At 68.2% G+C, this 24,600-nt stretch carries 20 protein-coding genes; 15 read left to right on the top strand and 5 right to left on the bottom strand.

Annotated elements, in window-relative coordinates; genetic code table 11:
• Window positions 1–12: 12 nt before the first annotated feature.
• Window positions 13–1,380, bottom strand: coding sequence for a bifunctional UDP-N-acetylglucosamine diphosphorylase/glucosamine-1-phosphate N-acetyltransferase GlmU (gene glmU / locus HDR50_RS02550; RefSeq protein WP_291355637.1), 1,368 nt, complete (start codon window positions 1,378–1,380; stop codon window positions 13–15).
• Between the two features lie 311 nt (window positions 1,381–1,691).
• Here glmU and groES point away from each other — a divergent pair, with 311 nt between their 5' ends.
• From groES to HDR50_RS02565, 3 genes are all read left to right on the top strand, one after another.
• On the top strand, window positions 1,692–1,979 hold the full coding sequence (groES, locus tag HDR50_RS02555; RefSeq protein WP_165078933.1) for a co-chaperone GroES: 288 nt from the start codon (window positions 1,692–1,694) through the stop codon (window positions 1,977–1,979).
• A gap of 77 nt (window positions 1,980–2,056) precedes the next feature.
• A complete protein-coding gene (groL, locus tag HDR50_RS02560; protein ID WP_165078932.1) occupies window positions 2,057–3,703 on the top strand; it encodes a chaperonin GroEL in 1,647 nt (548 codons plus the stop codon).
• A gap of 134 nt (window positions 3,704–3,837) precedes the next feature.
• A complete protein-coding gene (locus tag HDR50_RS02565; protein WP_291355641.1) occupies window positions 3,838–4,692 on the top strand; it encodes an alpha/beta hydrolase-fold protein in 855 nt (284 codons plus the stop codon).
• Window positions 4,693–4,780: 88 nt separating this feature from the next.
• On the opposite strand, the gene HDR50_RS02570 is transcribed toward HDR50_RS02565, so the two are convergent.
• Window positions 4,781–5,692, bottom strand: a complete 912-nt coding sequence (locus HDR50_RS02570) for a DnaJ domain-containing protein (protein WP_291355644.1) — start codon at window positions 5,690–5,692, stop codon at window positions 4,781–4,783.
• 33 nt (window positions 5,693–5,725) lie between these two features.
• Window positions 5,726–6,178 carry a YkgJ family cysteine cluster protein gene (locus tag HDR50_RS02575; protein WP_291355646.1) on the bottom strand — a complete coding sequence of 151 codons (453 nt, stop codon included), beginning with the start codon at window positions 6,176–6,178 and terminating at the stop codon, window positions 5,726–5,728.
• A gap of 211 nt (window positions 6,179–6,389) precedes the next feature.
• Between HDR50_RS02575 and HDR50_RS02580 the strand changes: the two genes are divergently transcribed.
• A complete protein-coding gene (locus tag HDR50_RS02580; protein ID WP_291355647.1) occupies window positions 6,390–7,526 on the top strand; it encodes a tellurite resistance/C4-dicarboxylate transporter family protein in 1,137 nt (378 codons plus the stop codon).
• A gap of 4 nt (window positions 7,527–7,530) precedes the next feature.
• On the opposite strand, the gene HDR50_RS02585 is transcribed toward HDR50_RS02580, so the two are convergent.
• Together HDR50_RS02585 and HDR50_RS02590 are read right to left on the bottom strand one after the other, a co-directional pair.
• Complete coding sequence (locus HDR50_RS02585; RefSeq protein ID WP_291355649.1) at window positions 7,531–9,723, bottom strand: glutamine synthetase III; 2,193 nt, start codon at window positions 9,721–9,723, stop codon at window positions 7,531–7,533.
• Window positions 9,724–9,741: 18 nt separating this feature from the next.
• Window positions 9,742–10,164 (bottom strand): peptidylprolyl isomerase, encoded by a 423-nt coding sequence (locus tag HDR50_RS02590; protein WP_165078926.1) that lies wholly within the window; start codon window positions 10,162–10,164, stop codon window positions 9,742–9,744.
• Window positions 10,165–10,373: 209 nt separating this feature from the next.
• On the opposite strand from HDR50_RS02590, the gene HDR50_RS02595 reads away from it, so the two are divergent.
• The 11 genes from HDR50_RS02595 (at window position 10,374) to murG (ending at window position 24,567) form a co-directional block, all read left to right on the top strand.
• The gene (locus tag HDR50_RS02595; RefSeq protein ID WP_291355652.1) at window positions 10,374–12,818 is read left to right on the top strand and encodes a tetratricopeptide repeat protein; all 2,445 of its coding nucleotides are present in this window, start codon (window positions 10,374–10,376) and stop codon (window positions 12,816–12,818) included.
• A 197-nt stretch (window positions 12,819–13,015) separates the two neighbouring features.
• Window positions 13,016–13,486, top strand: coding sequence for a division/cell wall cluster transcriptional repressor MraZ (locus HDR50_RS02600; protein WP_291355654.1), 471 nt, complete (start codon window positions 13,016–13,018; stop codon window positions 13,484–13,486).
• A 17-nt stretch (window positions 13,487–13,503) separates the two neighbouring features.
• Window positions 13,504–14,493: a 16S rRNA (cytosine(1402)-N(4))-methyltransferase RsmH gene (rsmH, locus tag HDR50_RS02605; protein ID WP_291355656.1), complete on the top strand. Its 990-nt coding sequence runs from the start codon at window positions 13,504–13,506 to the stop codon at window positions 14,491–14,493.
• Complete coding sequence (locus tag HDR50_RS02610) at window positions 14,490–14,798, top strand: hypothetical protein (RefSeq protein WP_291355658.1); 309 nt, start codon at window positions 14,490–14,492, stop codon at window positions 14,796–14,798. The genes rsmH and HDR50_RS02610 overlap by 4 nt, the downstream gene beginning before the upstream one ends.
• An 88-nt stretch (window positions 14,799–14,886) precedes the next feature.
• Window positions 14,887–17,058: a penicillin-binding protein gene (locus HDR50_RS02615; protein WP_291355660.1), complete on the top strand. Its 2,172-nt coding sequence runs from the start codon at window positions 14,887–14,889 to the stop codon at window positions 17,056–17,058.
• A 2-nt stretch (window positions 17,059–17,060) separates the two neighbouring features.
• On the top strand, window positions 17,061–18,509 hold the full coding sequence (locus HDR50_RS02620; RefSeq protein ID WP_291355716.1) for a UDP-N-acetylmuramoyl-L-alanyl-D-glutamate--2,6-diaminopimelate ligase: 1,449 nt from the start codon (window positions 17,061–17,063) through the stop codon (window positions 18,507–18,509).
• Window positions 18,506–19,924, top strand: coding sequence for a UDP-N-acetylmuramoyl-tripeptide--D-alanyl-D-alanine ligase (murF, locus tag HDR50_RS02625; protein WP_291355662.1), 1,419 nt, complete (start codon window positions 18,506–18,508; stop codon window positions 19,922–19,924). The genes HDR50_RS02620 and murF overlap by 4 nt, the downstream gene beginning before the upstream one ends.
• Complete coding sequence (mraY, locus tag HDR50_RS02630) at window positions 19,914–20,990, top strand: phospho-N-acetylmuramoyl-pentapeptide-transferase (protein ID WP_291355664.1); 1,077 nt, start codon at window positions 19,914–19,916, stop codon at window positions 20,988–20,990. The genes murF and mraY overlap by 11 nt, the downstream gene beginning before the upstream one ends.
• Before the next feature lie 9 nt (window positions 20,991–20,999).
• Entirely contained in the window at window positions 21,000–22,319 is a 1,320-nt protein-coding gene (murD, locus tag HDR50_RS02635; protein WP_291355666.1) for a UDP-N-acetylmuramoyl-L-alanine--D-glutamate ligase, read from the top strand.
• Window positions 22,316–23,509 (top strand): putative lipid II flippase FtsW, encoded by a 1,194-nt coding sequence (gene ftsW / locus HDR50_RS02640; RefSeq protein WP_291355668.1) that lies wholly within the window; start codon window positions 22,316–22,318, stop codon window positions 23,507–23,509. The genes murD and ftsW overlap by 4 nt, the downstream gene beginning before the upstream one ends.
• A complete protein-coding gene (gene murG, locus HDR50_RS02645; RefSeq protein WP_291355670.1) occupies window positions 23,491–24,567 on the top strand; it encodes an undecaprenyldiphospho-muramoylpentapeptide beta-N-acetylglucosaminyltransferase in 1,077 nt (358 codons plus the stop codon). Before ftsW ends, murG begins: the two co-directional genes overlap by 19 nt.
• The last annotated feature ends 33 nt before the right edge of the window (window positions 24,568–24,600 follow it).

The following is a 24,600-nucleotide window of genomic DNA, read 5'->3' on the forward strand; positions in this document are numbered from 1 at the left end:
TGTCCCGGCCGCTCAGCTCCGGCGCGGCAGATTTTTCTGCCGGCCGCGCGCGATACCCATCTCCCCGGCGGGCACATCCCTGGTGATGACCGAGCCCGCGCCCACGAGCGCGCCCGCGCCCACCTCCACGGGCGCCACGAGCGCCGTATTGCTGCCGATGAAGGCATGCGCGCCGATGACCGTGCGGTGCTTGTGCACGCCGTCATAATTGCAGGTGATGGTACCCGCGCCGATATTGGCGGCCGCGCCTATCTCGGCGTCCCCGAGGTAGCTCAGGTGGTTGGCCTTGGCGCCGCGGCCGAGGCGGGCGTTTTTGAGCTCCACAAAATTGCCCACATGGGAGTCGGGCTCGAGCAGCGCACCGGGCCGGAGGCGCGCGAATGGCCCCACGATGCTGCCCTCGCCGGCCTCAGCATGCTCAAGATGCGAGAAAGAGCGGATCTGCGCGCCGCTTTTCACCGTGCTGCCCCTGACCACGCAGTGGGACTCGATGCGCGCCCCTGCCTCCACGCGCGAACGGCCGTAAATCTCGCAGGGGCCGGTGAGCTCGGCGCCGGGCGCGACCTCGGCGAAAGGCCCCACGCGCACGAGCCCGGGCGCGTGCAGGGTGACGCCGCCTTCAAGCAGCCGCGCGACGATGCGGGCGCGCAACAGTTCTTCCATGCGGGCGAGCTCGGCCGGGGAATTGACGCCCAACAGGCTTTCGTCCGCGCCGCAGTTGACACCGCGCACGGTGAGGCCTTCCTCGATGCCCAGGGCCACGAGGTCGGTGATATAGTATTCGCCGCTCTTGTTGTCGTTGTTGATGCGCGGCAGCAGCCGCGCCACCGCCTCCACATCCAGAAAATACAGGCCGGCGTTGACCTCGCCCGTGTCCTCGCCGTGGAGGGCCGGGTCGAAATCCCTGGCTTCCACGATGGCGGCCACATTACCGCCCCGGCGCACCACGCGGCCGTAAGCCCCGGCGTCGTCCAGCGAGAGCGAGGCGAAGGCGATGGGCGCGCCCCCGGCCGCGGCGAGGAAGCGGGCCACGATGTCAGCGGTGAGCAGCGGCACATCCCCGTTCACCACGAGCACATGCGTCGCGCCGTGCTCCTGAAGGGTGGGGAGGGCCGTGGCAAGCGCGTGGCCCGTGCCGAGCTGCTGCGCCTGCGTGATCGTCGCCAGGTCGGGAAAGGCGCTTTCCACCTCGGCCGCGCCGTGGCCCACAACCGCCCAAATGCCCCCCGCGTCGTCCGCCTCCGAAAAGAGCGGGCGCAGGGCGGCGAGCACATAGGCGAGCATGGGCTCGGCCAGAAGCTCCTGGAGCACCTTGGGGCGCGGCGAGCGCATGCGGGTGCCTTTGCCGGCGGCGAGGATGAGGGCGGCGGGCTTAGCCATGGGGCCTCCTTTGCTGTTTCATCGCCGCATCCATAGCCCCAAGGGCGGCAAACGGCAAGCGCGGGGGCGTCCCTGCAAATCTTTCGGACAGCCGCCGGGAACGGCGCCAAAGGGCGGCCTGGGAAGAAGAAAAATGAAAAATTTTTTGCGCGCACCCCTTTTCAAGCGCGAAGCATGACTTATCTCTTGCCCGTGCGGAGCTCACTCGCGGCTCCGTAGCGGCCCGCAACGCGCAATCAGCGGCGCGTCCGTGGCAACGGCCGCCGTTTCGCCCCCCATGGGCCATAACACCCTTTCCTGGAGGATATGCAATGAAGCTCAAACCCCTCAATGACCGTGTTCTGGTCAAGCGTCTTGAATCCGAGGAAAAGACCGCCGGCGGTCTGTACATTCCCGATACCGCCAAGGAAAAGCCCTCCAAGGGGCAGGTCGTGGCCGTGGGCCCCGGCAAGATGGATGAGAACGGCAAGCGCATCCCCATGGCCGTCAAGCCGGGCGACGAAGTGCTCTTCAACAAGTATGCGGGCACCGAAGTCAAGCTGGACAACGTGGATCATCTCGTCATGCGCGAGGAAGATATCCTCGCCATCATCGACTAAGCGGCCGGCCGCCCGCCATGGGCGCCGGATATAGTCTGTTTATCCCCCCAGTTCGCATATAATCAGGAGGAGCATCTATGTCTGCCAAGGAAATCCTTTTTGATGTCAAAGCCCGTGAAAAACTCGCCCGCGGCGTGGACAAGCTCGCCAACGCCGTGAAAGTGACCCTGGGCCCCAAGGGCCGCAACGTCGTGCTGGAGAAGTCCTTTGGCGCGCCGGTCATCACCAAGGACGGCGTGACGGTCGCCAAGGAGATCGAGCTTGACGACAAGTTCGAGAACATGGGCGCCCAGCTCGTGAAGGAAGTGGCCTCCAAGACCTCCGACGCCGCCGGCGACGGCACCACCACCGCCACCATTCTGGCCCAGGCCATCTACCATGAGGGCATCAAGCTTGTGGCCGCCGGCCGCAATCCCATGGCCGTGAAACGCGGCATCGACAAGGGCGTGGACGCCCTCATCGCCGAGCTCGCCAACCTGGCCAAGCCCACCCGCGACCAGAAGGAAATCGCCCAGATCGGCACCATCTCCGCCAATTCCGACGCCACCATCGGCAACATCATCGCCGAGGCCATGTCCAAGGTGGGCAAGGAAGGCGTCATCACCGTGGAAGAAGCCAAGGGCCTCGAGACTACCATGGATGTGGTGGAAGGCATGCGTTTCGACCGCGGCTACCTCTCGCCTTATTTCGTGACCAACGCGGAAAAGATGATCTGCGAGATGGATAACCCCTACATCCTGCTCACCGAGAAGAAGATCTCCAGCATGAAGGACATGCTCCCCGTGCTTGAGCAGGTCGCCAAGGTGAACCGCCCGCTGCTCATCATCGCCGAGGATGTGGAAGGCGAAGCCCTCGCCACCCTCGTGGTCAACAAGCTGCGCGGCGCCCTGCAGGTGGTGGCCGTCAAGGCCCCCGGCTTCGGCGACCGCCGCAAGGCCATGCTCCAGGACATCGCCGTGCTCACCGGCGGCACCGTTGCCTCGGACGACACGGGCACCAAGCTCGAGAGCATGACCCTGAACGAGCTCGGCACCGCCAAGCGCATCGTGGTCGACAAGGACAACACCACCATCGTCGACGGCGCCGGCAAGCCCGATGCCATCAAGGCCCGCGTGAAGCAGATCCGCGCGCAGATCGAAGAGACCACTTCCGACTATGACCGCGAGAAGCTTCAGGAGCGCCTGGCCAAGCTCGTGGGCGGCGTCGCCGTTGTCCATGTGGGCGCGGCCACCGAAGTGGAAATGAAGGAAAAGAAGGATCGCGTGGAGGACGCCCTCAACGCCACCCGCGCGGCCGTCGAGGAAGGCATCGTTCCTGGCGGCGGCACGGCCCTGATCCGCGTTTCCAAGGTACTCAACGACATCAAGCCCGCCGATGACGACGAGCTCGCCGGCGTGAGCATCGTGCGCCGCGCCATCGAGGAGCCCCTGCGCCAGATCGCCCATAATGCCGGCTTTGAAGGCTCCATCGTGGTCGAGAAGGTGCGCGCCGGCAAGGACGGCTTCGGCTTCAACGCCGCCACCGGCGAATATGAAGACCTCATCAAGGCCGGCGTCATCGACCCGAAAAAGGTGACGCGTACGGCCCTGCAGAATGCCGCTTCCGTGGCGTCGCTGCTCCTCACCACGGAGTGCGCCATCGTCGAGAAGCCCGAGCCCAAGAAGGACATGCCCGGCATGCCCGGCGGCATGGGTGGTATGGGCGGCATGGACGGCATGTACTAGACCGAATGCCCGCGCCCCAAGGGGTGTGAAAGCTGAACACAAAAGGCCCTCCGGCACTGCCGGGGGGTCTTTTGTGTTGCGGCGCGGCATGGGATATACAGCGGGAATGCAGTCAGCAGCGGAGGAAGGGAACAGTGGGAAAACTTCTTGAGCGCCGCAAGGCCGTGAGCCATTTTGAGAAGCTGCCGGGGAGCGGCTCCATCGAGCATTGCACCATGAGCAGCGACATACTGGGAGAAAACAAGGAGTTTTCGGTCTACCTGCCTTCAGGATACGAGGAGAGCGCGGGGCAATATCCCGTGCTCTACCTGCTGCATCCGGCCGGGGGCACGCATGAGACGTGGATAAAGCAGGGCCAGTTGCCGCAGGTGGCCGACGACGCCATCCGCTCCGGCATGGCTTTGCCCATGATCATCGTGCTGCCGGACGGCAGCGGCGTTGAGGAGTCCCGTCTTGGCAGGCGCCTGGGCTTTTTCTCCGTGCCGGGCTGGGACTATGAAGCCTTTTTCCGCCAGGAACTGCTCGCGCTCATCGACGCGGCCTACCGAACCCGGGCGGACAGAAGAGCCCGTGCCATCACGGGCGCCTCCATGGGCGGCGAGGCCGCCATCGCCTACGCGCAAAAAAACCCGGGTCTCTTTGGCGCGGCCTGCGCGCTGAGCGGCCTTGTGGGCCACCCGGAGCAGAGCCGCATGGCGCACACCGACAAGGACTATGCGGCCTCGCTGCTGGCCAACGATCCCCTGGCCTTTGTGAAAAGCGCAGGCCCCGATGCCGTGGAAAGATTGAAAACCGTCCGTTGGTACGCGGACTGCGGCGACTGCGACTACTTTTATGAAGGCAATGCGGAGTTCTTCCTCGCCATGAAGGCCAAGGGCATCCCGCTGGCCTACAGGATGCGCAGCGGCACCCACAACTGGTATTACTGGGTCACGGGGCTTGCGCCCATCCTCCAGTTTTTGTCCGTCGGCTTTGCCGCCGGGGCGTGAGGCGCCTTGCGCACGGCGGATGCGTGGAGGGCGCGGGCACGCGTGCCGCGCCCGGTCTCTTTCGTGGCAGGTGGTGCGGCTTGCGCCGCTATTCGCTGTAGATGGTGAGGTAGAGATCGCCCTGCCACGGGCCCACGCGCTTGCCGAGGCCCTTGAGGCGCACGGGCTTGCCGGGCGTGAAATCCTGCGGCAGGGTCACTTCCACGGTGTGCAGCTCGTCGGAAAGGCCGCGCCGTATCTGGAGGCGGATGCGCCGCCCCGGGGCGAGATGCGCGGCCGGCAGGCGCAGGCTTTGCTCCTCGTCGATCTGGCGCCGGAGCCAGTCCTTGACAACGCCGGTGACGCCCTTGTTGAGGTCGCGGTTCCAGTTGGGCGTGCCCCAGGCGATATTGCCCTGATGCAGCCTGGTGTTCTGCCTGGGCGGCGCTTCCTTGCGCGGCGGCGGCTCGCGCCGGGGCTGCCGGGCCTGGGCCTGCCGCGGCTGGGCCTGCCGCGGCCCCTCGTCCTGCGAGGGTCTTGGGCCGGTCTGCTGGCGGTTGAGCTCGCTGTAAATGTCTTCAAACACCCGGCGCGCAAAGGGGTCATTGAGCAGGTCGCGGAGCACGTCCTGCTCGGCATAGGCCTTTTGCGCCCGCTCGCCCTCGCGGTTGTGGGCTGTCTGTTCGGCCCCGCTCTGCGGCTCTTCCGCGCCGGCCTCCGCCCCGCCCTGGCGCGCGCTCCGGGCGGCATCCCCTTCGGTGGCGCCTGTCGCCTTCTTCTGCGCTTCCGCGGCGCGCCGCGCGTCCTCCTCGGGCTTGAGCAGGGCCGTAAGCGCCACATAGGCCTCGTTGAGCAGCTGGAACTGCCGTCCGGCTTCGGGATTGCCCGGGTTGAGGTCCGGGTGCAGCTCAAAGGCGCGGCGCCTGTAGGCGCGCTTGACCGCCTGAAGGTCCGCGCCTTTTTCGAGGCGCAGGACCTCGTAGCATTCCTTGAGTGAGAGCTGGCGGGACGGTCGGCGCATGGCGTTCAGGGTTTTGGCTTGTGCCGGAAAAGGTCAGGGAAGGACAAGGGCATTGGCCTCGCGGGCCGGGTCGCTGGCGAGGAGGCCCTGCTCCTTCAGATAGGCCCGGCCGGCGCGGGCGAAGTCGGCATGGACCGCTTCCGGGTCGATGCCGGGGCAAAATTCCTTGGCCATGGCGAGGCTCGCCGGGTCTTCGATATTGCCGCGGAAAAAGGGCCACGCGCGACAGATGGAGGGCTTGCCCTCATGCACGGCGCAGCCTTTGCCCTCAAGGAAGAAGATGCAGCGGCCGTCTTCGCCGTTGCGGATCTTGAGCTTGCCGCCAGACATCTCGCCGTAGCGCTCTGCCACCACTTCGGCGGCGAGCCCGAGAAAGGCCGCGAGCCGCGCAAGGTCAGCCGGGCTCACGACGATGCCGCCGCGCCCCTCGCAGCAGTGGCCGCACTGGCGGCAATGGAAGAGGGAATCGGCGTCGGGCTCGGGCATGACATACCTCACGGAAAGTGCGGGGCCGGCCATGCGGCCGGCGTGCCCGCGGTTCGGGCGAGTCTAGCCGCGTCTGGCAAAACATACAAGCCCGCAAAAGACGCCCTGCCCGAAATTGACCGTGCGCCCCGGGATTTGTACCATTGCCGGAGGCTTCCCGCAGACCGGGACAAAGTGTGCCCCGGCAGCCCCGCAGTTTTTCGGAGGCGGCATGAGCAGCGTCGGCAGCCGGTTCTTCGCGCTGGTGAAAGCCATGGCGCCCGCCAACTTCGCCATGGTCATGTCCACCGGCATCCTGTCCCTGGCGCTCATGCGGCTGGGCTGCCCCTGGGGCGCGCGCCTCCTGCACGGCGTCAACGCGTGCCTGTACGCGGCCCTGTGGGGCCTGCTCCTCCTCCGGCTTCTCCGCTCTCCGGGCGCCGTTGCCGCGGACTTCACGAGCCACCTCCGGGGTCCGGGCTTTCTCACCATCGTGGCCGCGACGGCCATTTTCGGAACGCAATCCGTGGTGCTCGCGCGCGACCCCACGGCCGGCGCGTGGCTCTTCTGCCTCGCGTCTCTGTGCTGGGTCATCATCCTCTGGGGCGTATTTTTCGCCATTTTCACGCGCGCGGCCAAGCCCCCGCTCGCCTGCGGCGTCAACGGCACATGGCTTCTGGCCACGGTGAGCACCGAATCCCTCGTCATTCTCGGCGCGGCCCTTGGCACGCCGCAAGGCTGGGACGCGGATAGCGTGTATTTCGGCCTCTGCGCGCTGTTCCTCGTCGGCGTCATGCTCTATATCTTCGTCATCGTGGGCATTTTTCTCCGCTTCTGCTTCACGGACATGACCGCCGGCGATTCCGAGCCCACCTATTGGATCAACGCCAGCGCCGCTGCCTCCACGGCCCTCGCCGGCACGGCGCTCATGGGGCGCGCCGCGGCCGCCCCGCTGCTGGGGCTGTTCCAGCCGTATATCTCGGGCATCACGCTCCTCGCCTGGGCCACGGCCTCGTGGTGGGTGCCCATGCTCGCGCTCCTGGGTTTCTGGCGGCATTGTGTCAGGCGCTATCCCTACACGTACACCCCCACCTACTGGAGCATGGTCTTCCCGCTCGGCATGTATACGGTGTGCACCGCGGCGGTTTCTGACGCCTATGGCGTGCCGGCGCTCATGGCCGTACCCAGGGGCTTCATTTTTCTTGCGCTCGGGGCCTGGTGCCTCACGCTGGCGGGCCTTGTCCGCTCGCGCGGGCGCATCCTGCTCAGGGGGCCGGCGCCGGCGCCGCAGGGTGAGTGCAGCGTTGAAAAGGCCCCGCCGCCCGCGCACGATGCGGACAACGGGGCCGGAAGGACCGGGATGCGCTGACGCCCTATTTGCCGAACAAGATTTCCTGGTAATTGGGGAGCGCCCAAAGGTCGTCGGCCACCATGGTCTCCAGCGTGTCCGCGTGTTCGCGCACTTCCAGCATGAGCGGGAGCACATCGTTGCAGTAGTGCTCCGCCGCGTCAAGGCCCTCGCCCCGTTCGCCGCAGGCGGCAAGCGCGGTCTCGAGCTTGGCCGTGGCGTCCTCAAGCTGGCGCAGGCTCGCGGTCACGTGCTCAAGGGTCGTGGTGCGGCACTCCATGCCGAGGTCGCGCAGGCGCCCGGCCGTGGCCGCGAGCTCGCCCTGGTAGCGCATGGCCGCAGGGAAGATGATGGTCCTCGCCATGCGGATGACGAGGTTGGCCTCCGTGCGCACGGTCTTGCAGTACTGCTCGAGATAGATCTCCTGCCGGGCGCGCAATTCGTCGCGCCGAAGCACCGCCGCCTTTTCATAGATCCTGACCACCTCCGGGCTCGTCAGCTCCGGCAGGGCCTCGGGCGTGGTGCGCAGATCGGGCAGGCCCCGGCGGCGCGCCTCCTGGTGCCAGACATCGGAATAGCCGTCGCCGTTGAAGATGACGGCGCTGTGCTCCTCCATCACATGGGTGATGAAGGATTCCACGGCGGCGTTGAAGTCCGCGCCGGCGGCGGTCTCGCGCTCCAGCCAGTCGGCCGCGAAACCGAGGGAATCGGCCATCATCACGTTGAGCGCCGTGATGGAGCCGGCCGCGGACTGGCCCGAGCCCACCGCGCGGAACTCGAAGCGGTTGCCGGTGAAGGCCACCGGGCTCGTGCGGTTGCGGTCGCCCGGGTCGGTGGGGAGCGGCGGCAGCGTGTCCACGCCCACGTTCATGATGCGCCGCTGCCGGCCGTTGGCCGCATCCTCGGCGCGCCCGGCGCGGAAGGCCTCGAAGACCTCGGTGAGCTGGTCGCCGAGGAAGATGGACATGATGGCCGGCGGCGCCTCGTGCGCGCCCAGGCGGTGGTCATTGCTGGCGCTCGCCACCGTGGCCCGCAACAGGCCCCCGAACTTGTGCACCGCGCGGATCATGGCCGCGCAGAACACGAGGAACTTGGCATTGGCGTGCGGCGTTTCGCCGGGGTCGAAGAGGCTGCCGAGCTCGCTGTTGCCGAGCGAATAATTGACATGCTTGCCCGAGCCGTTGACCCCGCTGAAGGGCTTTTCGTGGAGCAGGCACTTGAGGCCGTAGCGCTTGGCCACATTGCGCAGGGTGGACATGATGATGTGGTTGTGGTCCACCGCGAGATTGCTCGGCTCATAGAGCGGCGCGATCTCGTACTGGCTGGGCGCGGCCTCGTTGTGGCGGGTGCGCACGGGCACGCCGAGCTTGTAGAGCTCGCGTTCCACCTCCATCATGCAGGAGAGCACGCGCTGCGGGATGACCCCGAAGTACTGGTCGCTGAATTCCTGCCCCTTGGCGGGCCTTGCGCCGAAGAGCGAGCGCCCGGCGATCTGGATGTCCGGCCGGGCGAAGTTGAAATTGTGGTCGATGAAAAAATATTCCTGCTCAAGCCCGGCATAGGAGAGGATGGGCAGATCCGCCTCGATGCCGAACAGCGCGAGCAGGCGCTGGGCCTCGCGGTTGACCGCCTGGTTGGAGCGCAAGAGCGGCGTCTTTTTGTCCAGCGCCACGCCCGTCCAGGAGAGGAACATGGTGGGGATGCACAAAAAGGTGCCGTTGGGGTTTTCCATGATATAGGCCGGGCTCGTCACGTCCCAGGCCGTGTAGCCGCGCGCCTCGAAGGTGGAGCGCAGGCCACCGGACGGGAAGGAGGAGGCGTCCGGCTCGCCACGGATGAGCATGGAACCGGAAAACTCGGCGATGACGCCGCCCGTGCCGTCCGGCATGAGGAAGCTGTCGTGCTTTTCGGCCGTCTGCCCGGTGAGCGGGTAGAAGATGTGCGTGAAGTGGGTGGCGCCTTTCTCGATGGCCCAGTCCTTCATGACCGCGGCCACGGTGTCCGCGATGGAGGGGTCCATGCGCTCGCCGAAGGCGATGGTCTTGTGCAGCGAGCGGTAGACCTCCTTGGGCAGGCGCTCGCGCATGACGCGGTCGTTGAACACGTTGCAGCCGAAGATGTCCGTGGGCCGCGTGTCCGCGAAGTTCAGGGGCGCCACGTCCGGCTTGTAGGTGGTGATGGCCTGGATGGCGCTGTGGCGCCCGGTATTGCTGCTCATGGGCTTTCCGTCTTTGCGCTATTTCTTGTCGAGGATCTCGATCTCGAAGGTGAGCTCCTTGCCGGCCAGCGGGTGATTGGCGTCAAGGGTGATTTCGTCCGGGCCCACCTCGGTGATCGTCACGTCCATCTGGCCCTGCTCGTTGGAGAGCTGGAGCGGGGTGCCCACCTCCAGCGGGATGTGCGGGGGCACCTGTGCGCGGGCCACGGTGAAGACGAGCTCCGGGTCGGCCTCGCCATAGGCCTCGGCCGGCGGGATGGTCACGGTGACGGTCTCGCCGGGCTCGTGGCCGGCAACAGCCGCCTCGAAGCCGGGGATGAGCGAGCCTGCGCCGAGGGTGAATTCCAGCGGTTCCCGCTCCTTGGAGGAGTCGAAGACCGTGCCGTCGGAAAGGGTGCCTGTATAGTGGACGCGAATGGTGTCGCCGTTCTGGATGGGCATGTCCGCTCCTTCAAAAATGGATGCCAAGGGCGCCCCACAGCAGGGGCCGGCCGTGAATTTCCGGGCCTTTTGGCCGGCCTTGAGAAAAACATGCCCGCCGCGCCTTGTCAATGTTGAGGACTGTTGCGCGAGAGACGGGACGCCCCGGGCTTGGGACTTTTTCAAGATATTTTCTAGACAAGCGGGCGTCCCCCGTCTAGACTCTGCGGATGCAAGAGACTCAGGCTTCGCTCATCCTTTCGCGCGCAGACCTCATGGAAATGGAGAGCCTGCTCTGTGCGGGCCTTGGCGCCTTTCTTTCTTTTGAGGGCCACGCCCTCTATTTTCCCACGCATGCCGGCCCGCGCGAGCCGGAACTTTTGAGCCGCGAGCGCCGGCTGCTCCTGCCGCTCGTGTGGCGCGGCGAAAGCCTCGGGGTGCTCATGCTGCACGGCGTTCGGGCCCGCGAGGCGCGGCGCCTCCTGTCGCACTTGCCGGCCATCGCTGCCCTGTGCCTCGAAAATCTCGCCCGGGCCCGTGCCATGGAGCGCGACCCCGCAACCGATCTCATCACGGAGGCCGCCCTTCTGGCGCGCATGGAAGCCGAGGTGGAGCTCCTGCGCGCCGCCATGCGCGACCCTTCGCGCTCCACGAGCGGCCCCGCGCCCCTGCACCGGCTCTGCCTCGGCATGGCCGTCCTGCGCTGGCGCGACGGTGAAGCCATGACCCGCAGCTTCGGCTATGCCTTCTGTGAGGAGATGATGCGCGCCCAGGCCCGTGCCTGTCTTGCGGAACTGCCCTCGGACGCCCGGGCCGGGCGCATCGGCCCCTGCGAGATCGGCCTGCTCTTTCCGGCCATCGGGCGCGGCGCCTGCCACCGGCTCGCGCAGGAGGCGCTCGCGCGCATGGACGCCGTGCGCATCACCGACCCGGTGACGGGCCTTGCGCTCAGGCCCAGGCTTTGCGCCGGGCACGCCCTGTACCCGCAGGACATGCTCGGCCCCGAGCTTTCGCTCGCCATGTTCGACCAGGCCCGCAAGCTCCGGGACAGGGCGCGGCTCGCCGCCGATGCTGCCGAACGGGCGCTTGCCGGCGCTGGCGCGAGTGGCGCGCACTCGCGTGATGCCGTCATGCCCTTTGCCCAGATCCTGCGCGAAGGGGGCGTGGTGCTGGAACGGCCCGCCCTCGACCGTCTCAGGGTGAGTCTCGGCAGGGAGGCCAAGGCCACAGAGGGCCAGCGCTTCCAGGTACGGGCGCGCACGGCGGACGGCCGCGCCGGCGCCTTCAAGGGCGACATCGTGCTTCTGCGGGTGGAGAGCGGGGAGGCCCTGGCCGAAATCGTGCATCTTGAAGACCCGGCGGCGCCGCCCGAAGCGGGCGACCGCCTCCTGCTGGCGGCGGAGCCGGAGGCCCCGGCGCCCGGGGAGGAATCGCCGGCTTCCGAACAAGCGGCGGAAGCCCCGGCCCCTGCGCCGGAAGACGGCCCCTTGAGTCATGGGGAATTTTTGCGCCGCTTCGCCATGGCGCGGGAGGCCTCGCGCAAATATACCCTCGCCATCGTGCGCCTTGCGTCGACAGTGGAGAACAGCGGCGGGGAAGGTGTGGAATCGGACGCATCAGCGCTTCCCGCGCTGGAAGCGTGGCTTTGCGCGGCGCCGCAGCTCCTTGCCGAAACGGCGGAGCGCCTCAACGCGCCGGCGCCGGCGCTCGTGGGCCGTTACGGCAGCAATAGTCTCATCGTGTTTCACCCGGGCGCGAAGGGCGATGCCTGCCTGCCGCTCTACGCGGCCATCTGCGACGCCGCCGGCGAGGCCGGGCTTCAGGCTGCGGCCGGGCTCGCGGCGCATCCCTTTCTGGAATTCCGCAAGGACGAAAGCGAAGCCTGCGCCCTCAAGGCGCTGGAGTTCGCCCTGCTGCTGGAGACCGGGCCCCGCGTGGGCCTGTGCGATTCCGTGGCGCTCAACATCAGCGCGGACAGGCGCTACAGCCTGGGCGACGCCTTCGGCGCCATGGAAGAATACAAGCTGGCGCTTCTCGCTGACGGAGCCAACGCCATGGCGCGCAATTCCCTCGGCGTCTGCCTCGCGGCCGTGGGCCGGGGCGCCGAAGCGCAGCGCCAGTTCCAGGCGGCGCTCCGCCATGCGACTGACCCCGCGCTTGCCGCCAAGATCGCCTACAATCTTGGGGCTCTCTGCCAGAACCTTGGGGACTTCCGGGCCGCGGCGCGGCACTACCGGCGCAGTGCCGAGCTTGCGCCCGAATCCCGCTATGTGTGGCTGAGGCTCGGGCGCCTGCATGAGCAGCGCGGACGGCGCGCCGAGGCGCAGCGCTGCTATGAGCGCGCGGCGGCGCTGGAGGACGCGCGCCCGGGCACGCCCGCCACTGCCCGGCGTCAGCTCGCCCGCCTTGCCGCGCGCCAGCGGCGCGGGGCCGAGGCCCGCGAACTGCTCCACGACGCGCTGCTCCGCAATCCTGACGACGCCCAGGCCCTGCTCCAGCTCGCCGAGCTCTATCTGGAGGGCGGGGAAGACCCGGCCATGGCCGAAATGCTCGCCCGCCGGAGCGTGCGGCTTAATGACCGGCCCGAAGCGTGGCTTTTGCTTGCGCGGGCCCTGCGCGCGCTGGACCGCGAGGCGGACGCCCGCCGCGCCGAAGGCCGCGCCCTCTCCGCATAGGGCTTCACGCTTTTCCGGCCTGCCTGCCCGTCATCCCGGAGGCAAGAAAATCCTTTCATAATCCGTTGAAACCATACAGCTTCTGAGGCCGTCTGCCTGCGAGTTTCGCAGCGGGCGGCCTCTCTGCCTTGACAGGCCTCCCGCTGTGGGGCATAAGTGGAAAAAAGTGGTGATTCTGGTTAAAAAAGTGGTAGATTATGGCGGCACTTTTCACTGGCAGCTATTACCGCAGCATGGACGCCAAGGGGCGCCTGGTGCTCCCGCCGAAATTTCTCGACGCGCTGGGCGCGGCCGGGCATGGGGGCGACGCCGCTGACCCGGCTGCCGGCACTTTCTGGCTGACCGCGTATTACGGCCATCTCACCGCCTATCTGCCCGCCAAGTGGGACGCCATCGTGGAGCAGCTGGGCGCCCTGCGCATGCCGCCGCCCGCGCTCGCCAATTTTAAGACCAAGGTCATCGGCCTCGCGCACGAGATGGTGCCGGACGGTCAGGGCAGGGTGCGCATCCCGCAGCCGCTCCTGCGCGCCGCCGGCCTTGGGCGGGACGCCGTGCTCGTGGGCATGCTCGACAAGTTTGAAGTCTGGGCCCAGGAACGCTTTGACGACCTTCCTGACGTGGACGTGAGCGAAGAACTGGCGGCCCGCAATGTGGTTCTTGACCTGTGATGCGGGAAGCGGCCCCCATGGCGCCTGAGCTGCGGCCCCGGCATGTGCCGGTGCTCCTTGCGGAAACGCTGGAGGCGCTGGCGCCGGTGGCGGGCGGCCGCTATCTGGACGGCACGGTGGGCCTGGGGGGGCACGCTTCGGCCATCCTCGAGGCGGCGCAGAAAAGCAGGCTCTGCGGCCTCGACCGCGACACCCAGGCGCTGGAGCTGGCGCGCGAGCGGCTGGCCCCTTTCGGGGAGCGCGCGCACCTCTTTCACCGCCGCTACAGCGAATTTGCGGGCGCGCTCGAAGAGCTCGGCTGGGATTTCGTCAACGGGGCGCTGCTCGACATCGGGGTGTCGTCACTCCAGCTGGACGAGGCGGAGCGGGGCTTCAGCTTCCATGGTGACGGCCCGCTGGACATGCGCATGGACGCGGCCTCCGGGGAGCGTTCGGCCTGGCACTGGGTCAACCGCGAAAGTTTTGCGCGCCTCAAGGAGTGCATCGCCACCCTCGGAGAGGAGCCGCAGGCCGGCCGCATCGCCCGCGCCATAGTGGACGCGCGGCAAAAGGCGCCCATCGACACTACGGGCGAGCTTGCGGCCCTGGTGGCGCAGGCCTATCCCGCGGCATGGCGGGCCAAGGCGCGGCGCCACCCGGCCACGCGCACCTTCCAGGCCCTGCGCATGGCCGTCAATGACGAGCTCGGCGAACTGCGCCGCTTTTTGGACAACATCCTCAAGTGGCTGCCTGTGGGCGGGCGCCTCGTGATCATCACCTTTCACTCGCTGGAGGACAGGATGGTCAAGCAGGCCATGCGGTACTGGGCCGAAGGCTGCCGTTGCCCCCGGCATGTGCCGGTGTGCCGCTGCGGCCATGTGCCCGAGGTGCGTCCGCTCAGCAAAAAGCCGCTCACAGCCTCGCCGGATGAGGTCACGGCCAACCCGCGCGCAAGCTCGGCCAAGCTGCGCGCGGTGGAAAAGATCGCCGAGGCGCCGGCGCCCGAAGGCCAGCGGGGTTGGGCGTGAACGGCCGCAAGAAGGGCGCGGCCAAGCCGCAGGGGGGGCGCGGCTGGCTCGCCGTGCTGGCGCTGGAGCTGCTGGGGCTGCCCGTGATGGGGCTCGTGCTCGTCTGGAGCGGCATCGAGCGCACGGATACGACGTATTTCATCAATATCGCGCAGAACGAGGTGCGGGAGCGCCAGGCCCTGCGCGCCAAGCTGGAAGTGGAGCGGGAGCGCCTGCTCTCGCCCTATGAGCTGCGCCGCCGCGCGCAGGAATTCGACATGCGCGAGCCGGGCCCGGGCCAGGTGCGGCGCATGGACAAGTCTTAAGGATCGCGCCGCCGGGGCCTTTTGGGGGCACAAAGGTCACGGCAAGCCACGGCATCGCGCTTCGCAAGGAAGCGGGGCGGAGGAAGGCATGCTCGGATTTTCGTCACGCAAGCGCAATCGCGCCACCTACACACCGCGCCGGGATGCGCGCAAGGGCGCCAAATGGCAGGAGGCCAAGGCCGCGCCCGCCAAGGCCCCGGCCTCGCGCCTCGCCAAATGGGCCGCCAGCGTGGACTGGAGCCGCTGGCGCATCAATGCGGTGGCGGTCATGTTCTGCCTTATCTGGGTGGCGCTCTGGGGGCGCGCCTGGCACCTCCAGATGATCGAGGGCCCCAAGCTCGCGGACAAGGCGAGGCGTCAGCACATGGCCTCGGAACTCGTGTCGGGCAAGCGCGGCCTCATCTATGACCGTAACGGCCAGGTGCTCGCGCGCAGCGTGGAGGCGCGCTCGGTCTACGCCAAGCCGCAGGAGATCGAGGATTTCGCCCGCACCGCGGCCACGCTCGCGCCCCTGCTCGGCGTGGACGCCCAGAAGCTCCACGACGACCTTTCGCGCACGCGGCGCCGCTTCGTCTGGCTCCGCCGCAAGGTGGACGATTCCACGGCCGCGGCCATCCGTCAGGCCGACCTTGCGGGCATCGGCCTCAGCAAGGAATATGACCGCATCTATCCCTTCAAGCACATGGCCGGCCAGTTGCTCGGCTTCGTGGGCCTGGACGACAAGGGCCTCGAGGGCATCGAGCGCTCGCTGGAAGAACGCCTCGGCTGCATCCCGGTGCGCCAGATCGTCCAGCGCGACGCCATGGGCCGGCGCTTCTACCTCAACGAGGAGGGCCAGAGCGAGCCCCGCGGCCAGGACGTGACCCTGACCCTCGACATGCAGATCCAGTTCATCGCCGAGGAGGCCGTGGCCCGCGCGGCGCGCGAGTTCGACGCCCGCTGGGCCGGCGCCCTCGTGGTGGATGTGGAGAGCGGCGACATCCTCGCCTGGGCGCAGTATCCCTTCTTCAATCCCAACACCTACCGCGAGTCCTCCCCGCAAATCTACCGCAACCGCCTGGCAGCGGACGCGCTGGAGCCGGGCTCCACCTTCAAGCCCTTCGTCATGGCCGCGGCCCTGCAGGAGCGCAAGGTCACGCCCAACACGCTCATCGACTGCGAAGGCGGCAAGTGGGAGCGCAAGAACATCTCCATCCGCGACACCTCGACCCAGGGCATCCTGCCGGCGAGCAAGGTGCTCCGCTACTCCTCCAATATCGGCATGGCCAAGATCGGCCTCCAGCTCGGCGCCCAGCAGTCCTGGAAATACCTGCACGCGCTCGGCTTCGGCGAGCGCACCAGCGTGCCAGTGGCCGAGAGCCGGGGCATCCTGCGCCGCCCGAGAGACTGGGGCGAGGCCGATGTCATGTCGGCCGCCTTCGGGCAAAGCGTGTCGGTCACGGCGCTCCAGATGGCCCAGGCCTATCTCACCCTGCTCAACCACGGCATCTACAAGCCCCTGCGCCTCGTGCGCGAGGAGGGTGGCGTGGAGGAGGCGCACGAGCGCGTCTTCAACGAAAAGACCGTGCGCGAAGTCATGGACATGATGCGCGACGTGGTGGAGGAGAACGACGGCACCGGCAAGCGGGCGCGCGTGCCCGGCGTGGAGGTGGCCGGCAAGACGGGCACGGCCCAGAAGGCCGACGCACGCGCGGGCACCTACGGCGTCAAGCGCGTGGCCTCCTTCGTGGGCTTTTTGCCCGCGCGCGACCCGCGCTATCTGGTGGTGGTCTTCGTGGACGAGCCCACGCGCAACCAGTACGGCGGCGTGGTGGCGGCCCCGGCCTTCAAGGAGATCGCGAGCCGTGTGCTCACCTATACCGGTGCGCTCACCGAGGTGCAGGTGGCCGAGGCCGCCCGCAAGGACACGGTGCGCCGCCGCGGCCTCAAGCTCGTGGGCATGGATGCCCCCTATCTTGAGCCCAAGGCCGCTGCCGTCGCTGGCAGCCCCGAGGCGTCGGCCGTGGCCGAAGCGCCGGCCCCGCGCCGTCCGCAGGACGGCATGCGCCTTCCCGGCCACCGGGCCCGCGCCGCGAGCCATGTGCCGGATGTCATGGGCAAGTCCGTGCGCAACGCCGTGGAGCTTTTCGCCCGTGCGGGCGTGGTGCCCGAGCTCAAGGGCACGGGCAGCCGCGTGGTGCGCCAGAGCCCGCCCGCGGGCACGGCCTGGCCCGAGGAAGGCAAGCGGGCCGACTATATCCTCTGGCTTTCGGAGCGCTGATGATGGAACGGGATTTTGAGGCCCTGCTCGCGGCCGTGCGTGCCGGCGTGCGCGAAATCCGCGCGGATTCGCGTCAGGTCGCGCCCGGCGACATCTTTGTGGCCGTGCCCGGGGCGAGCGAGGACGGCAGCCGCTTTATCCCGCAGGCCGTGGCGGCGGGCGCGGGCATCGTCGTCTGCCGGCCGGAAGCGGCGCAAGGCGCTGGGACTTCCTCCTGCCGCTTCATCGCCCATGAGGACCCGCGCGAGGCCCTGTGGCGGCTCGCGGCGGCACGCTTCCGCACCGATGAGCTGCCGCTGCGCGTGGTGGGCATCACCGGCACCAACGGCAAGACCACCACCGCGGCCCTCCTGGAGCACCTGTTCACGGCAGCCGGCCACCGCGTGGGTGTGCTCGGCACTGTAACCTACCGCTGGCCGGGCCACAGCGAGGCCGCGCCCCTCACCACGCCTGACCCGCTCTCCCTGCATGCCATGCTCGCGCGCATGGCCGGGGCCGGCGTGGACATGGTGTTCATGGAGGTCTCGTCGCATGCGCTGGCGCAGCAGCGGGTCTCCGGGGTCAGTTTCGCCGGCGCGGCCTTTACCAATCTCACGCAGGACCACCTCGATTTCCATGAAAACATGGAAAGCTATTTCAAGGCCAAGGCGCGGCTCTTCCTCGAATTGCCGCGCGCCGACAAGGTCATGGCCGTCAATGCCGACGACCCCTGGGGCCGGCGCCTCCTGGAGCTTTGCTCCACCGCCCTTTCCTACGGGCTCGGGCGCGGGGCGCCGGGGCGGCGGCATCTCTGGGGCGAACTGCTCTCCTCCGGCACGGGGGGCACGCATTTGCGCATGCACTTCGCGGGCGAGGAGTGGGAGTTGCGCTCGCCGCTCGTGGGCGCCTTCAACGCGGCCAACCTGCTCACCGCGCAGGCCATGGCGCTGGAGCTCGGGCTTGCGCCCGCGGCCATGGGCGCGCTGGAGAGTTTCAACGGCGTCTGCGGGCGCCTCGAGCGGGTGGACAACCCCCGGGGCCTGCATGTGTTTGTGGATTACGCCCACACACCGGACGCGCTCGTCAATGTGCTCACGGCCCTGCGCGGTGCCGGTTTTGCCCGCATCATCACGGTCTTCGGCTGCGGCGGCAACCGCGACAGGACCAAGCGCCCGCTCATGGGCGAGGCCGTGGCGCGGCATGCGGACGTGGCCGTGCTCACCTCGGACAACCCGCGCAACGAGGAGCCGGAAGCCATCCTTGAGGATGTGCTGCCCGGCCTTGCGGGCGCGCGCGAGGTGGTGGTCGAGGCGGACCGCCGCGCGGCCACGTCCAGGGCCCTCGCCATGCTCGGCCGGGAGGACGCCCTGCTCATCGCCGGCAAGGGCCATGAGGATTACCAGATCATCAAGGGCGTGAAGCACCACTACAGCGATCAGGAAGTGGTGCGGGAGCTTTTGCGGTGCGAATGACCGTTGGAGAAATGGCGCAGGCGCTGGGCCTGTCTGCGGAAGCCTGTGCCGCCCACGAGGGCCGTGTGCTCGCCCGCGCCGTGACGGACAGCCGGGAGGCCTGCCCGGGCGCTCTCTTCGTTTGCGTGCCGGGCGCGCGCGTGGACGGCCATGATTTTGCCGCATCCGCCGTGGAGCGCGGCGCCGGGGCCGTGCTCGCGTCCCGTCCGCTCCCGGAAGTCTCGGCCCTGGGCGTGCCCGTGCTCGTGGTGCCGGATACCGTCAAGGCCTTGGGGCGGCTCGCCGCCCATTGGCGCGACAGGACGGCCGCAAAAGTCGTCTGCATTACGGGCACGGCCGGCAAGACCACGCTCAAGGAAGCGCTCGCCGCCATCCTCGCAGTGCGCGGCAAGACCGCAAAAACGCCGCTCAACCACAATAACCAGATCGGCATGCCCTGCGCCGTGCTGGATACGGACGGCGACGAGCCCTTCTGGGTCATGGAGGCGGGCATCAGCCACGAGGGCGACATGGACGAGCTTGCGGCCATCCTCAGGCCTGACCTCGCTGTCATCCTCAATGTGGGCCCGGGCCATACCGAGGGCCTTGGCGGCAAGGGCGTGGCCTGGCATAAGGCGCGTCTGCTCTCCCACCTGGCGCCCGGGGGCACGGCGCTGGTGAGCGCGGATTATGCGGACCTCGTGGCCGAGGCCCAAGCCTCGGGCGCCAGGCCCGTCTATTTCACCGCTGCCGGGGCCGATACCCCCTACAGCGCGCGCATGGGCGAGAGAGCCGGGAACTTCCATCTTGAGCTCGCGGGCAAGGGACTGGAGGCCGCAACGCCCTTCCGCGGGGCCTACGGCGCGGAAAACGCCATCGCCGCCGCAGCGGCCGCGCACCTGCTCGGCCTTTCCGAAGAGGAGATCCGCCGGGGCTTCGCTGAAGCGCCGCTGCCCCCGCAACGCTCGGCCCGCAAAGAGCTCGGGCCGTGGCGCGTCATCGACGACACCTATAACGCCAATCCCCTCTCCATGCGCCGCATGCTCGAAGCGGCGGCGGAGGAGGCCCGGGGTGCGGGCCTCCCGCTCGTGGCCGTGCTCGGCGAAATGGGCGAACTGGGGGCGGAATCGGCCAAGCATCATGAAGACCTGGGTCGCCTGCTCGGGCGCCTTGGCGTGGATGCAATCTACTGGAAGGGCGGCCATGGCGAGGATGTTCACGCAGGGCTCGCGGCGGAAAATCCGCATCCCGACGTCCGCTGGAAGCCCGTGACCGGCCCGGAGGACTTCGCGCGCGCATGGGAGGCGGAGGCAAGTTTCCCCCAAGGGGCCGTCGTGCTCTTCAAGGGCTCGCGCGCCAACCGGCTGGAAGAACTGCTGGCCGCGCTGGAAAAGGCCCAGGCAGGGCAGGGCAGGGAGGAAGGGCGTGTTTTATAGCCTGTTCGCCCCGCTTGCAGCGGAATGGACGGCGTTCAACGTCTTCCGCTACATCTCCTTCCGCTCCATGGCGGCGCTCATCACAGCGCTCGTCATTTCCATCCTCGTGGGGCCGCGCTTCATCGCGTGGCTCCGGCGCCTCAAGTGCGGTCAGTACATCCATGAGGACGTGGCCGCGCATGCCGCCAAGGCCGGTACGCCCACCATGGGCGGCCTGCTCATCCTGTTCAGCCTTGCCGTGAGCCTGCTCTTGTGGGGCGACCTCGCCAACCGCTATGTCTGGCAGACGCTCTTCGTGTTCGTGGGCTTTGGCGCCGTGGGCCTGTGGGACGACCTTACCAAGCTCCGCCACCACCAGAACCGGGGCATTTCGGCCAAGGCCAAGTTCACCGCGCAGATCCTCGTGGCCTTCTGCGCCATCTGGATGCTCTGGGAAAACCCGGCCTTCGACAGCCGGCTCACCATCCCCTTTGTCAAGAGCTGGGCGCCCGATCTCGGCTGGTTCTACCTGCCCTTCGGCATCTTCCTCATGGTGGCGGCGTCCAACGCCGTCAACCTCACAGACGGGCTGGACGGCCTCGCCATCGGGCCGGCCATCATCGCGGCCCTGGTGTTCGCCATCTTCATCTATGTCACCGGCAACGCGCGCTTTTCCGCCTACCTGCTCATGCCCTACATCCCGGGCGTGGGCGAGGTCACGGTGTTCTGCGCGGCGCTCGCCGGGGCGGGCCTGGGTTTTCTCTGGTTCAACGCCTATCCGGCGCAGGTCTTCATGGGCGACGTGGGCTCGCTCTCCATCGGCGGCGTGCTCGGCTACCTCGCCCTGCTCTGCAAGCAGGAGCTGCTCCTCGCCGTGGTGGGCGCCATCTTTGTGGCCGAAACACTCTCGGTCATCCTGCAGGTGGGCTATTTCCGCTGGACGGGCGGCAAGCGCATCTTCCGCATGGCGCCGCTGCACCATCATTTTGAACTCAAGGGCGTGCCGGAATCCAAGATCATCATCCGGTTCTGGATACTCTCCATCCTGCTTGGCATGCTGGCCCTGTCCGTCCTGAAACTGCGCTGAGGAGCGACAATGGCACTGGAGCACAGCCGCGGCCCAAAGCCGCAAGCGGGCGAACTCGCCGTGGTGGTGGGCGCGGGCCGGTCGGGCCTCGCCGCAGCACGGCTCTTGCGCAAACTGGGCGCCGAGGTGCGCCTGCTGGACAAAAAGGCGGACGCGCTGAGCGAAGCCCAGCTTGCGGAACTGCGCGCCGACGGCGTGGACGTGCAGCTCGGCGAGCACACGCCCGCCCAATTCGCGGGCGCGGCCTGGGTCATCCCGAGCCCGGGGCTGCCCGTGGCGGCCATCGCGCCGCTGGTGGAGGCCACCGTGGCTCCCGGCGCCCGGGCACCGGAAATTCTCGCCGAGATGGAACTCGCCTGGCGCTCGCTCGACGACGAGCCCGTGCTCGCCGTCACCGGCACCAGCGGCAAGACGACAACGGCCTCGCTGGCGGCCGCCATGCTCCAGGCGCAGGGCTATTCGGTCTTTCTCGGAGGCAATATCGGCACGCCGCTTTCGGAATATGTGCTCGCGGGCCGCAAGGCCGACGTGCTGGTGCTCGAGGTCTCCAGTTTCCAGCTTCAGGGCTGCTCCACCTTTTGCCCGCGCGCGGCCATCCTGCTGAATATCTCGCCCAACCACCTGGATTATCACAAGGATATGGACGAATACGCCGAGGCCAAGTTCCGCCTGTTCCGCTGCCAGGACGAGAGCGACCTTGCCGTGCTCGGCGAGAGCGTGCGCGGGCTTTCCGCGGCGTGGCCGGTGCGCGCCCGCAAGGTCTGGGTGGAGGAGGGGCCCTCGCGCTTCCCGCACAGCGGCCTCATGGGCGCCCACAACGCCTTAAACGCCGAGGCCGCGTGGCAGGCCTGCCGGCTGTTCGGCGTGAGCGAGGCCAATGCGGCCCGCGCCGTGGCCGGCTTCCGCCCGCTGCCGCACAGGCTCGAGCGCGTGGCCGAGCGCGGCGGCGTGCTTTTTGTCAATGATTCCAAGTGCACCACCGTGGCCGCGCTGGAAGTGGCCCTGCGCGCCTTCGACCGGCCGGTGCGCCTGCTCTGCGGGGGCAAGTTCAAGGGCGGCGACCTTGCGGCCCTTGTGCCGCTCTTGCGGGAAAAGGTGGTGCAGGTGGGCCTGTTCGGTGCGAGCCGCGAGGAATTCGAGAGGGCGTGGGCCGGCGTGGTGCCCATGGGCTGGCACGCGACCCTCGCCGAAGCCGTGCGGGAGCTGGCCGGCGCGGCGAAGCCCGGAGACGCGGTTTTGCTCGCCCCGGCAACGTCGAGTTTTGACCTCTACAAAAATTACATGGCCCGCGGCGACGATTTCAAACGCATCGTGGGGGAACTGGCATGAAGAATGTCTTTGTGAAGCCCCAGGCGCCCTCGGCACAGGCCAAGAGCCCCGTGGCCCGGGCGGTGAACCATGCCGGGGAGGGGAACGGGCCGGCCTCCTTTGACTGGTGGCTCTTCACCATCGCCCTCGCCATCCTCGCCGTGGGCCTTGTCATGGTGCTCTCGGCAAGCGGCATCGTGGCCGAGCAGGCCAACGGCGACAAGTACCACTTCTTCAAGCGCCAGGTACTGTTTGCGGCGCTGGGCGGCGTGGCGCTCTGGTGCGCGGCGCTCCTGCCGCGCGACTGGCTCTACCGGCTCCAGTATCCGGCGCTCTTCTTCGCCCTTTTGCTCGTGCTCATCACGCTTTCGCCGCTGGCGCCCTCCATCAACGGCGCCAAGCGCTGGATCCGCCTGGGGCCCGTCTCCATCCAGCCCATGGAGTTCGTGAAGATCGCGCTGGCGCTCTATCTCGCCTATTTCATGAGCACCAAGCAGCAGCTCATCAAGACCTTCAGCAGGGGCGTCATCCCGCCCTTCGCCGTGACCGGGCTCTTCTGCTTCCTGCTCCTGCTGCAGCCCGATTTCGGGAGCGCCGTTGTGCTCGCCGGCATCCTGTTCTTCATGTGCGTGGCCGGGGGCACCCGCTTCATCTATATCTTCTTCTCCCTGGGGCTCGCCTGCGCGGGCGCCATGGCCCTCGCCATTGCCGAGCCTTACCGGCTCAGGCGCCTCCTGGCCTTTCTCGATCCCTTCCAGGACGCGCACAATACGGGCTACCAGCTCGTGCAATCCCTGCTCGCCATCGGCTCGGGGAGCTTTTTCGGCGTGGGCGTGGGCGCCAGCCGGCAAAAGATGTTCTACCTGCCGGAAGCCCACAACGACTTCATCATGGCCGTGCTCGCCGAAGAAATGGGCTTCGTGGGCGTGACCATCGTCATGGGGCTCTTCGCGCTGCTGTTCTGGCGCTGCTACCGCATCATCATGGGCCAGCGCGAGCTGCGCGACCGCTTCACGGCCTTCGGCATCACCACCATCCTTGTCATGGGCGCGGTGATGAACCTCGCCGTGGTCATGGGCGTGGCGCCCCCCAAGGGCGTGCCCATGCCGCTCATGAGCTATGGCGGCAGCAACCTCATCGCCACCATGCTCTGCGTGGGCCTTTTGCTCAACTTTTCGCGCACGGCGGGCGCATGGACAAGATCCTCCTGACCACCGGCGGCACTGGCGGCCACATCTTTCCCGCGCTCGCCGTCGCCGAGGAGCTGCGCCGTCGCACGCCTGACGCGCGGCTGCTCTTCGTGGGCTCCGAGTACGGCCCCGAGGCCCGGCTCTGCGCCCGCGCGGGCATCGAGTTCGCCGGGCTGCCCGTGCGGGGCTTTCTCGGCCGGGGCCTGCGTGCCGTGGGCGCCGCGGCGCGTATGAGCGTGGCCGTGGGTAAGGCCCTCGCCCTCGTGCGCGGCTTCCGCCCCGATGCCGTGGCGGGCTTCGGCGGCTATGCGGCTTTTGCGCCCATGCTGGCGGCGCGCCTTTGTGGCGTGCCCGCAGTGCTTCACGAGCAGAACGCCGTAGCCGGCACGAGCAACCGGGTTCTCGCGCGGCTGGCGCGCAAAGTCTGCATTTCGCTCCCCGGCACGCGGGGCTTTCCGGCGGAAAAATGCGTGCTCACCGGCAACCCGGTGCGCGCGGCCATCGCCGGCGTGGCAGCCATGCGCAAGGACGCGGCAACGCGCGGCACGAAAAGGCTGCTCGTGCTCGGGGGCTCGCAGGGCGCGCACAGCCTGAACGCCTTTATGCCCGGATTGCTTGACCGGCTCAAGGCCGCTGGCGTGGAGATCCGCCACCAGTGCGGCGAGAAAGACCTTGACGCCACGCGCGCGGCCTATGCCGAAGCGGGCTATGCGCCCGACTGCGTGAGCGCCTTCATCGACGACATGGCCGAGGCCTATGCCTGGGCGGATCTCGCGCTCTGCCGGGCAGGCGCCAGCACCGTGGCCGAGCTGTGCGCCGCCGGGCTGCCGTCCGTGCTCGTGCCTTTTCCCGCGGCCATCCATGACCACCAGACGCGCAACGCCGAAGTGGTGGCCGCGGCCGGGGCCGGCCGCCTCGTGCAGGAGCGGGACTTTCCGCGGGCGCACATGGCGGCGCTGCTTCTGGGCCTTCTTGCCGACCCTGCCGCGCTTGCGGGCATGGGCCGGGCGGCGCGCGGGCTTGCGCGCACCGACGCCGCCGCCGCCGTGGCGGACGCGCTCACGGGCGTGGCGCGCTGACAAGCCCCGGCATCTGTCAGGGATCTTTCAGGG

Origin of the sequence: Desulfovibrio sp. (genome assembly GCF_014803725.1) — a bacterium.
Taxonomy (GTDB): Bacteria; Desulfobacterota; Desulfovibrionia; order Desulfovibrionales; family Desulfovibrionaceae; genus Desulfovibrio.

Bases quoted from the DNA above. Each gene is read 5' to 3' on its own strand.
- murF (WP_291355662.1), top strand. From the start codon at position 18,506: ATGACCGTTGGAGAAATGGCGCAGGCGCTGGGCCTGTCTGCGGAAGCC.
- HDR50_RS02595 (WP_291355652.1), top strand. From the start codon at position 10,374: ATGCAAGAGACTCAGGCTTCGCTCATCCTTTCGCGCGCAGACCTCATG.
- HDR50_RS02620 (WP_291355716.1), top strand. From the start codon at position 17,061: ATGGAACGGGATTTTGAGGCCCTGCTCGCGGCCGTGCGTGCCGGCGTG.
- HDR50_RS02590 (WP_165078926.1), bottom strand. From the start codon at position 10,164: ATGCCCATCCAGAACGGCGACACCATTCGCGTCCACTATACAGGCACC.
- murD (WP_291355666.1), top strand. From the start codon at position 21,000: ATGGCACTGGAGCACAGCCGCGGCCCAAAGCCGCAAGCGGGCGAACTC.
- HDR50_RS02580 (WP_291355647.1), top strand. From the start codon at position 6,390: ATGAGCAGCGTCGGCAGCCGGTTCTTCGCGCTGGTGAAAGCCATGGCG.
- rsmH (WP_291355656.1), top strand. From the start codon at position 13,504: ATGGCGCCTGAGCTGCGGCCCCGGCATGTGCCGGTGCTCCTTGCGGAA.
- HDR50_RS02585 (WP_291355649.1), bottom strand. From the start codon at position 9,723: ATGAGCAGCAATACCGGGCGCCACAGCGCCATCCAGGCCATCACCACC.
- HDR50_RS02575 (WP_291355646.1), bottom strand. From the start codon at position 6,178: ATGCCCGAGCCCGACGCCGATTCCCTCTTCCATTGCCGCCAGTGCGGC.
- glmU (WP_291355637.1), bottom strand. From the start codon at position 1,380: ATGGCTAAGCCCGCCGCCCTCATCCTCGCCGCCGGCAAAGGCACCCGC.
- HDR50_RS02600 (WP_291355654.1), top strand. From the start codon at position 13,016: ATGGCGGCACTTTTCACTGGCAGCTATTACCGCAGCATGGACGCCAAG.
- HDR50_RS02615 (WP_291355660.1), top strand. From the start codon at position 14,887: ATGCTCGGATTTTCGTCACGCAAGCGCAATCGCGCCACCTACACACCG.
- groL (WP_165078932.1), top strand. From the start codon at position 2,057: ATGTCTGCCAAGGAAATCCTTTTTGATGTCAAAGCCCGTGAAAAACTC.
- groES (WP_165078933.1), top strand. From the start codon at position 1,692: ATGAAGCTCAAACCCCTCAATGACCGTGTTCTGGTCAAGCGTCTTGAA.
- ftsW (WP_291355668.1), top strand. From the start codon at position 22,316: ATGAAGAATGTCTTTGTGAAGCCCCAGGCGCCCTCGGCACAGGCCAAG.
- HDR50_RS02570 (WP_291355644.1), bottom strand. From the start codon at position 5,692: ATGCGCCGACCGTCCCGCCAGCTCTCACTCAAGGAATGCTACGAGGTC.
- murG (WP_291355670.1), top strand. From the start codon at position 23,491: ATGGACAAGATCCTCCTGACCACCGGCGGCACTGGCGGCCACATCTTT.